9 protein-coding genes and 2 pseudogenes are annotated in these 8,656 nt (G+C 67.9%); 6 read left to right on the top strand and 5 right to left on the bottom strand.

Annotation, left to right across the window (positions count from 1 at the left end):
* Positions 1 to 190, bottom strand: a pseudogene (locus A5673_RS29505) (hypothetical protein); the annotation flags it as partial.
* Between A5673_RS29505 and A5673_RS08640 the strand changes: the two are divergent.
* The 5 genes and pseudogenes from A5673_RS08640 to A5673_RS08630 form a co-directional block, all read left to right on the top strand.
* Positions 171 to 449: pseudogene (locus A5673_RS08640) on the top strand (hypothetical protein); the annotation flags it as partial. The pseudogenes A5673_RS29505 and A5673_RS08640 sit on opposite strands and share 20 nt — an antisense overlap.
* 50 nt (positions 450 to 499) lie before the next feature.
* Entirely contained in the window at positions 500 to 748 is a 249-nt protein-coding gene (locus A5673_RS29910; protein ID WP_082958621.1) for a hypothetical protein, read from the top strand.
* A gap of 13 nt (positions 749 to 761) precedes the next feature.
* Positions 762 to 917 (top strand): DUF6131 family protein, encoded by a 156-nt coding sequence (locus A5673_RS29500; protein ID WP_197518331.1) that lies wholly within the window; start codon positions 762 to 764, stop codon positions 915 to 917.
* Positions 918 to 1,065: 148 nt separating this feature from the next.
* Positions 1,066 to 1,770 (top strand): two-component system response regulator TcrX, encoded by a 705-nt coding sequence (gene tcrX / locus A5673_RS08635; RefSeq protein ID WP_068229899.1) that lies wholly within the window; start codon positions 1,066 to 1,068, stop codon positions 1,768 to 1,770.
* The gene (locus A5673_RS08630) at positions 1,748 to 3,268 is read left to right on the top strand and encodes a cell wall metabolism sensor histidine kinase WalK (RefSeq protein ID WP_068229895.1); all 1,521 of its coding nucleotides are present in this window, start codon (positions 1,748 to 1,750) and stop codon (positions 3,266 to 3,268) included. The genes tcrX and A5673_RS08630 overlap by 23 nt, the downstream gene beginning before the upstream one ends.
* On the opposite strand, the gene A5673_RS08625 is transcribed toward A5673_RS08630, so the two are convergent.
* Positions 3,265 to 3,720 carry a lipoprotein LpqH gene (locus A5673_RS08625; protein ID WP_068229889.1) on the bottom strand — a complete coding sequence of 152 codons (456 nt, stop codon included), beginning with the start codon at positions 3,718 to 3,720 and terminating at the stop codon, positions 3,265 to 3,267. The genes A5673_RS08630 and A5673_RS08625 overlap by 4 nt on opposite strands.
* A 162-nt stretch (positions 3,721 to 3,882) precedes the next feature.
* Between A5673_RS08625 and A5673_RS08620 the strand changes: the two genes are divergently transcribed.
* Entirely contained in the window at positions 3,883 to 5,763 is a 1,881-nt protein-coding gene (locus A5673_RS08620) for an alkyl/aryl-sulfatase (RefSeq protein WP_197518330.1), read from the top strand.
* A gap of 31 nt (positions 5,764 to 5,794) precedes the next feature.
* Here A5673_RS08620 and A5673_RS08615 read toward each other — a convergent pair whose 3' ends face one another.
* From A5673_RS08615 to A5673_RS08605, 3 genes are read right to left on the bottom strand one after another with little or no spacing between them, the layout of a single operon-like run.
* Positions 5,795 to 6,769, bottom strand: coding sequence for an NADPH:quinone oxidoreductase family protein (locus tag A5673_RS08615; RefSeq protein WP_068229880.1), 975 nt, complete (start codon positions 6,767 to 6,769; stop codon positions 5,795 to 5,797).
* Entirely contained in the window at positions 6,769 to 7,389 is a 621-nt protein-coding gene (locus A5673_RS08610; RefSeq protein WP_068229877.1) for a TetR/AcrR family transcriptional regulator, read from the bottom strand. The genes A5673_RS08615 and A5673_RS08610 overlap by 1 nt, the downstream gene beginning before the upstream one ends.
* Positions 7,370 to 8,653 (bottom strand): acyl-CoA dehydrogenase family protein, encoded by a 1,284-nt coding sequence (locus tag A5673_RS08605; RefSeq protein WP_068229875.1) that lies wholly within the window; start codon positions 8,651 to 8,653, stop codon positions 7,370 to 7,372. The genes A5673_RS08610 and A5673_RS08605 overlap by 20 nt, the downstream gene beginning before the upstream one ends.
* Positions 8,654 to 8,656 lie beyond the last annotated feature (3 nt).

The following is an 8,656-nucleotide window of genomic DNA, read 5'->3' as shown; positions in this document are numbered from 1 at the left end:
GCTTGTCGCTCTCCGACTCCACCCAGAGCATGATCACGTCGGCGTAGCGTTCGCCGGTGTCCGGATCGGTCGCGTCGGGTTGGGGAGTGCGAAAGAAGACGAACGACTTTCCGCCGACCTGATAGATCGCGTTGCCCTTCGGGCCATCCAACCTCCTGACGTGGGGCATCGACGCGACCGATCCGGACACCGGCGAACGCTACGCCGACGTGATCATGCTCTGGGTGGAGTCGGAGAGCGACAAGCTGGCGCTCACCCAGGACCCCGCGTCGCCGTTCTTCACCACGGCCCATTTCGACGGACACCCCTCGGTGCTGGTGCGGGCCAGCCGATTGCGGGAGATTACGACGACGGAACTGGCCGAGCTGATTCAAGACGCGTGGCTTTCCCGTGCGTCGAAGAAGCGGGCCGATGTCTGGCTCGGGGGAGGCGGCATCGGCCAGGTTTAGACACACGTCGAACGGGTAACGCTAGGCGCACGGGAATTTCTCGAACAACAATGGAGGTCACCGTGCGTGGACGCGGAGCGATCGGCGCGATTGTCCTGGTGTGGTTGCTCATCGGAGTTTTCGCGGCGTTCCAGCGCGACTACTTCAAGGGTAATTCAACGAACTGCGTCACTGCGGGAAATATCGCGTTGACAGTAATTGCCGGGCCGTTGAACTACGCGGGCGTCAATCCGAAAGTCAAGGATTGCAAAGTCCCGCAGCCCAGCTCAATGTCCACCAGCCTAGTACCCCTCATGTAAAGGAAAAATTGTCATGATCGTCCTCGGCATCGTCTTGGTAATTCTCGGATTCGTCTTCAGCCTTCCGCTTTTGTGGTACATAGGCGTCGTCTTGCTCGTCATCGGCGCGGTCCTGTGGATCCTGGGATCCGTCGGCCGGCCGGTCGGCGGCAGGCGGTATTGGTATTAGGCGACGGCCCGATACCGGATCGCGTGACCGCCCGGCGGTCACGCGATCTTTTCACAGGACACGCATAGGAACGCCATAGCGTCGGCTCAGTCCGCCGCGGATACTGGACCGTGTGACACAGTCGCGGGCGTCGGTAGAGCGGGTAGTGATGTGCCGTGCCGACGGCAATCCGATCAATGTCCTCGTCGTCGACGACGAAGCGGTGTTGGCCGAAATGGTGTCCATGGCACTGCGGTACGAGGGCTGGGACATCTCGACCGCCGGCGACGGGTCGTCGGCCATCGCCTCGGCCCGGGCGCAACGGCCCGATGTGGTCGTTCTCGACGTCATGCTCCCCGACATGAGCGGGCTCGACGTGCTGCACAAGCTGCGCGAAGAGAACCCGAAGCTGCCGGTGCTGCTGCTGACGGCCAAGGATGCGGTGGAAGACCGCATCGCCGGGCTGACCGCGGGCGGCGACGACTATGTGACCAAACCGTTCAGCATCGAAGAGGTGGTGCTGCGGTTGCGGGCGCTGCTCCGGCGCACCGGCGTCACGACCGTCGACAGTGGTGCGCAGCTGGTGGTCGGCGACTTGGTGCTGGATGAGGACAGTCACGAGGTCACGCGCGCCGGCGAGCCAATCTCGTTGACCTCCACCGAATTCGAGCTGCTGCGCTTCATGATGCGCAACTCCAAGCGCGTGCTGAGCAAGGCCCAGATCCTGGACCGGGTATGGAGCTACGACTTCGGCGGCCGGTCCAACATCGTCGAGCTCTACATTTCCTACCTGCGCAAGAAGATTGACAACGGTCGTGAACCCATGATCCACACGCTGCGCGGCGCGGGCTATGTCCTCAAGCCAGCCCGCTAGGACACGGCGGGTCTGGTCACTTCGGCTCCGGCTGTTGGTCGGACAGATCGTCGTCCTGGCCGTCGTCTGCGTCGGCATCACCGCGGCCACCGAACTGGCCTTGCTGCACCACCTGGTGACGCAGCTCGACGGGCAACTCGCCGGGGCTTCCTATCGGTCGGCACTGATGTACCCCGAGCCGAAACGTCCGGGCTGGCGCCATGAGTCGCACTTCTACTATCCGCGACCGGGCCCCGGCCCGCGGTTCCTCGACGCCCCGGGTCAGCCCGCCGGCATGGTCGCGGCGGTGATCAGCAACGGCAAGGCCGTCGACGCCGGATACCTCACCAGCGCCGGTTCGCGGGCCGCGCTGACCCCGGCCGCCCAAACGCAACTGGAACATGTCGCCGAAAGCAGCAAGCCGGTGACGGTCGACCTCGACGGGCTCGGGCGCTATCGCGTGGTCGGCGCCCCGAGCCGCAGCGGCGCGGACATCATCGTCACCGGCCTGTCGATGGCAGGCGTCGACGCCACCATGATTCGGATGCTGGTCATCCTCGGAATCGTCACGGTGATCGCGCTGGTCGCCGCGACCACCGCCGGCGTCGTCATCATCAGGCGGGCGCTGGCGCCGCTGCGCCGCGTCGCGCAAACCGCGAGCGAGGTGGCGGACCTGCCGCTGGACCGCGGCGAGGTCGAGCTGCCGGTGCGGGTCGCCGAGTACGACGCGAACCCGGCCACCGAGGTCGGTCAGCTCGGCTTCGCGCTGAACCGGATGCTCGACCACATCGCCGACGCTCTGTCGGCGCGGCAGGCCAGCGAGACCCGGGTTCGCCAGTTCGTCGCGGACGCCAGTCACGAGCTGCGCACGCCGCTCGCCGCGATCCGCGGCTACACCGAGCTCACCCAGCGGATGGGCGACGACCGCGAGGCGGTGGCGCACGCGATGAGCCGGGTGGCGTCCGAGACGGAGCGGATCACGCGCCTCGTCGAGGACCTGCTGCTGCTGGCGCGCCTGGATTCCGGCCGGCCGCTGGAACGCGAACCGGTGGATCTGTCGCGGTTGGCGGTCGACGCGGTCAGCGACGCGCACGTCGCCGGGCCGGATCATCAGTGGGAGCTTGACCTGCCCGAGGAACCCGTCGTGGTCACCGGCGACGCGGCGCGGCTACACCAGGTCTTGACGAACCTGCTCGCCAACGCCCGCGTCCACACCGCCGCGGGCACCGTCGTGACGACGAGGTTGACCACCGAGCCGTCGCACACCTTGCTGCAGGTCATCGACAACGGCCCCGGCATCCCGGTGGCGCTTCAGTCCGAGGTCTTCGAGCGGTTCGCGCGCGGGGATTCCTCGCGCTCCCGAAAGGGTGGCAGCACCGGGCTGGGCCTGGCGATCGTCTCGGCCGTCGTCAAGGCGCACAACGGGACCATCACGGTCAACAGCGCACCGGGCCACACCGAGTTCACGGTGCGGTTGCCACTCAACGGGTGGCAACCGCCCGCACAGTCACCGCGTTAAGAGCAAGTCGCGTCGATTTCGAACGGCTTGTTCACCGGTTGCATCGGGTTGGCCATGTCCACGCCCGTCGCGGTGCCGGTGATCTTGTAGGTGTTGCCGTCCTTGGTCGCCGAGGCGTTGCCCTGACCGCCCTGCGCGTACTGCAGGGTCACGCCGTTGACGTTGCCGAGCTGAACTGCCTTGACGCCGGGCGGGTTGGCATCGGTGAGCACGACGCTGATCCCGGTGTTGCTGCCACCGACCGCAATGTTCACGTTGCCGGCGGCCTTGGTGCAGACGGTGCTGCCCTGGACGTTCTGGTCCTTGCCGTCGATGATGACCTTCGTCGTGCCGCCGGTGCTTGCCGTGACCCCGCCACCGCTGACGGTAGTTCCCTTGTTGCTTGAACATCCGGCAATACCCGCGGCCAGAATTGCGGCCCCGGCCGCCACGACAGTCAGTCCACGCTTCACCTGTTCTCCTTCGCCCGATCGTTGCGGTCCTCGGCATTGAGAACCGTCAAGGCAGTATGCGGGTTTGCCGGGCCGCATAGAAGAGGTTCAGGGAAAATTCTTTTGACCGCCCAGATGTCTCCTTTGCGTTCGTTCCCGGGACGGCGCGTTAATGGCAATGTATTGCCGGTGGAACACAAACTCCCCACCGCCGTCATCGAGGCGGCCCACGGTGCACACGCCCTGCCACTCGACGACACAAGGGACTTCGACGACGCGGATCGCGGGTTCATCGCGGCGCTGTCGCCGTGCGTCATCAAGGCGGCCGACGGCCGCGTGGTGTGGGACAACGACGCCTACTCGTTCCTCGACGGGCCCGCGCCGGCGTCCGTGCACCCCAGCCTGTGGCGGCAGTCGACACTGGCCGCCAAGCAAGGCCTCTACGAGGTGGTCCCGGGCATCTATCAGGTCCGCGGCTTCGACATCTCGAACGTCACCTTCGTCGAGGGCGACACCGGCGTCATCGTCATCGATCCGCTGATATCCACCGAGGTGGCCGCGGCGGCCCTGGCCCTGTATCGCACGCACCGCGGCGGCGACCGTCCCGTCGTGGCGGTGATCTACACGCACAGCCACGTCGACCACTTCGGCGGCGTTCTCGGCGTCACCTCGCAGGCCGACGTGGACAGCGGAGCGGTCGCGGTGTTCGCCCCGGACGGCTTCGTCGAACATGCCGTCCAGGAGAACGTCTATGCCGGCCCGGCGATGACGCGCAGGGCGACCTACATGTACGGCACCCTGCTGGCGCGCGGGCCGCTGGGCCAGGTGGGCTGCGGGCTCGGCCAGGCCCCGTCCACCGGCGAGGTGGCCGTCATCGTGCCGACCATCGACGTCCGCGAGACCGGCGAGACCCACACCATCGACGGCGTGGAGATGGAGTTCCAGATGGCGCCCGGCACCGAGGCGCCCGCCGAAATGCATTTCTACTTCCCGCGTTTCCGGGCGTTGTGCATGGCCGAGAACGCCACCCACAACCTGCACAACCTGCTGACGCTGCGCGGCGCGCTGGTGCGCGACCCGCACGCCTGGTCCGGCTACCTCACCGAGGCGATCGACACTTTTGCCGACCGCGCCGACGTGGTGTTCGCTTCTCACCACTGGCCGACCTGGGGACGCGACCGCATCGTCGAATTCCTTTCGCTGCAACGGGACATGTACGCCTACCTGCACGACCAGACCCTGCGGCTGCTCAACAAGGGCTACACCGGCGTCGAGATCGCCGAGATGTTTGAGATGCCGCCGGCGCTGGAGCGGGCCTGGCACACGCACGGTTACTACGGATCGGTCAGCCACAACGTCAAGGCCGTCTACCAGCGCTACATGGGCTGGTTCGACGGCAATCCCGGGCGGCTGTGGCCCCATCCACCCGAGGCGATCGCCCCCCGCTACGTCGACGCGATGGGTGGCATCGACCGGGTCGTCGAGCTCGCCCGCACGGCCTTCGACGCCGGCGACTTACGCTGGGCGGCAACGCTGCTCGATCACGCCGTCTTCACCGACGCCGAGCACGCGGCGGCCCGCGCGCTGTACGCCGACACGCTGGAGCAGCTGGCGTACGGCGCCGAGAACGCCACGTGGCGCAACTTCTTCATGAGTGGCGCAACCGAACTGCGTGACGGCAATTTCGGCACCGCCGTGACGGCGGCGTCGGCCTCGATGCTCAACCAGCTGACGCCCGAGCAGATCTTCGACAGCTTCGCCCTGCGGGTCGACGGGCCGCGCAGTTGGGACCTCGACATCGCGCTGGACATCTCATTCGCCGACCTGGCCGCCAACTATCGGCTCAGCCTGCGCAACGGGGTGCTCGTCTATCGCAAGGTGGGCGCCGACCCGGCGACGGCCGCCGTTACGGTCAAGCTGGACAAGAAGTTTCGGCTGCTGACGGCGGCGATGGGCGACTTCACCTCGCCGGGCCTCGAGGTTTCCGGTGACGAGTCCGCGCTGCAGGCATTTCTGGGTGCGCTCGACGAGCCCGACCAGAACTTCAACATCGTCACGCCGTAGCTTGCTCGCGGACGGCGCCCCGCTCGCGGAACTAGGGCGCCACGTCGATGACGACCTTGCCCAGCACCTTGCGCTCGGCAACGTGCCGCAACGCGGCCGCGGTGTCGGACAGCGGGAACCGCGCGCCGATGTAGGGCCGGATGGTGCCGGCGGCGAACATCTGGGACAGCTCGGCCATGTCGCGCGCGGCGTCGGCGGGCCGGTCGCCCATGAAGGTGCGGATCTCCATGCCGCGGACGGTGATTCCCTTGAGCAGGACGAGGTTCAGCGGAATGGCCGGGATGCTGCCCGAGGCGTAGCCGAGGGTGATGAAGGTGCCGCCGCGGGCGAGGCCCCGCAGCGCGGGCTCGGCGTAGGGCCCGCCGACGGGATCGAGGACTACCCGGGCGGCGTCGCCGGTGAGCTCGCGGATGCGCGTCTTCAGGTCTTCCCGGTCGTAGTCGACGATCGCTTCGGCGCCGCGCCGCCGGCACAGCTCGAGCTTTTCCGCGCTGGACGCCGCGGCCAGCACCCGCGCCCCCATGGCTACCGCCAGGTCGACGGCGGCCAGCCCCACGCCGCCGGCGGCGCCCAGGATCACCACCCAGTCACCTTGCGTCACTGCGGCAATCGAGCGCAGCGCGTGATACGCGGTGCGGTACGTGACGCCGAACGCCGCGGCGGAGGCGAAGTCGGCGCCGTCCGGCACCGGCGCCACCGATCCCGCGTCGAGCAGCGCCTGCTCGGCGAACGCCCCGGTCGGGGTGGTCGCGGAGACCCGCTGCCCCACCCGAAACCCGGCGCCGTCGCCGACGGCCACCACTTCGCCCGCGAGCTCGCTGCCCGGGACGAACGGCACCGGGATCTTGACCTGGTACTTGCCGGCGATCAACAGCACATCGGGAAAGTTGACCGCCGCGGCGTGCACGCGAACGACGAGCTGGCCGGGGCCGGGCACGGGATCGGGGACGTCGTCGATGTCCAGCTCCTCCGGCGAGCCATAGGAGCGGCAGACGGCGGCCCGCATCAGCCGGCCCCGAGGCCGCGCAGGCAGAATCCGACCAGGTGTGCGATGTCGTCCGGTTCGGGCCGGTCGGCGGAACCGACATATCGCCGCATGGCCGCGGCGGTGCAGCAGAACACTGCCTCGACGTCGCGGTCGACATCGGTGCTGCCCAGCGCCGCAACGGGTTCGGTCAGAAGATCCCGCAGCGGCCGCATCATCTCCTGGTCGGACCCGGGCCGACTGGTGGGCGACAGCTGCCCGGCCGCCGCGCGGCTCATGCTGATCAGGTGCGGGTCGGCGACCTGCGCCAGCGTGCCCTCGATCCAGCGCGCCACTTTGTCCTGCGGCCGGGACTCCTTGGCCATCTGGTGCTGCAGGTAGGACACGACGATGGCCACACCGCGTTCCATCACGGCGAGGATGAGGTCGTCCTTGCCGGCGAAATACCGGTAGAAAGCCTTGTTCGACGAGCCGGCCTCCGCGACGATGTCGCTGACCCGGGGCGCCTCGGGCGCGACCCGTTCCATGACGCGCACCGCGGCGGCCAGGATGCGTTCCACCTCCTCGGTCGCCTCGCGCTGGCGGTCGTCGAGGGCACGCTCGACCGCCGCGGCTACCCTGCTACTTGTCAACGAGCTCACCGTATTTAGCGCGGGCGGCCTCGCGCCGGACGTCCAGCATCTCGCTGGGCCAGTCCCCGTCCTCGGCCTCGTAGTCCTTGAGGAGCATCCGCGCCAGGTTCACCTTGTGCGCCTCGGTCGGCCCGTCGGCCAGCCCGAGCGCGATGCCGCCGAGCAGCACGTTGACCAGCGGTAGCTGATCCGTGAGTCCGATGGCGCCATGGACCTGAATCGCGCGCAGTGCAATGGATTTGAGTACCTGCGACGCCAGAATCTTGCAGGCGGCGATCTCGGCGCGGGCGGCGCGCTCGTCGCCGTTGTCGATCAGCCAGGCGGCGTGCAGGACGGTCAGCCGGAACGGGATCAATTCGGTGTAGGAGTCGGCGACGAACTCCTGCACCAATTGCTTGTCGGCCAGCGAGCTGCCCTGGGTGAAGCGGCTTTTCGCGCGCCGGGACATCATGTCGACAGCGCGCTGCGCCATCCCGATCGAGCGCATGGCGTGGTGCAGCCGCCCGCCGGCGAGGCGGGTCTGCAAGATCAGGAAGCCCTGACCGGGTGCGCCGAGCAGCGCGTCGGATCCCACCCGCACCCCGTCGTAGTGGACCAGGGAATGCCCCGGCTCGTGCGGGTCCGCGCCGACGAGGTGGTGGTTGGCTGCCACGTTCAGGCCGGGGGTTCCGGCCGGGACCAGGAACGTCGAGGCGCCCTGATGCACGGGCACGTCGGGGTCGGTGATCGCGACGACGATGAAGAAGGATGCGACGGACGCGTTGGAGGAGAAGTACTTTCGCCCGGTGATGATCCAGTCGTCCCCGTCGCGGACCGCTCGCGTGGTGAAGACCCGGGGGTCCGCGCCGCCCTGCGGCTCCGTCATCGAGAAGCAGGAGAAGATCTCCCCGGACAGCAGCCCGGCCAGGTAGCGGTCCTTCTGCTCCTGGGTTCCGAAGCGCGCGATGATCTCCGCGTTGCCCGTGTCGGGCGCCTGCGTTCCGAACACGATCGGCGCCCACGGGCTGCGGCCCAGGATCTCGTTGATCAGCGTCAACTTGACCGCGCCGAAGCCCTGCCCGCCCAAATTGGGGCCCAAATGCGGTGCCCACAAGCCGTTGTCGCGTACCCGTTGCTTCAGTGGATCGACGATCCGGCGCCGCTCGTCGTCGAGCGGCAGGAACTCGCAGCCCGGAAACAGCACCTCGAGGGGTTCCACCTCCTCGCGCACGAATTCGCGGATCCAGTCCAGCTTCTTCTCGAACTCCGGTTCGGTGGAAAAATCCCAAGGCATTCG

This window comes from Mycobacterium sp. E3198, from assembly GCF_001667015.1.
Classification (GTDB): domain Bacteria; phylum Actinomycetota; class Actinomycetes; order Mycobacteriales; family Mycobacteriaceae; genus Mycobacterium.
Note: the sequence above shows the minus strand (reverse complement) of the source record. Positions and strands in the feature narration are given on the sequence as shown.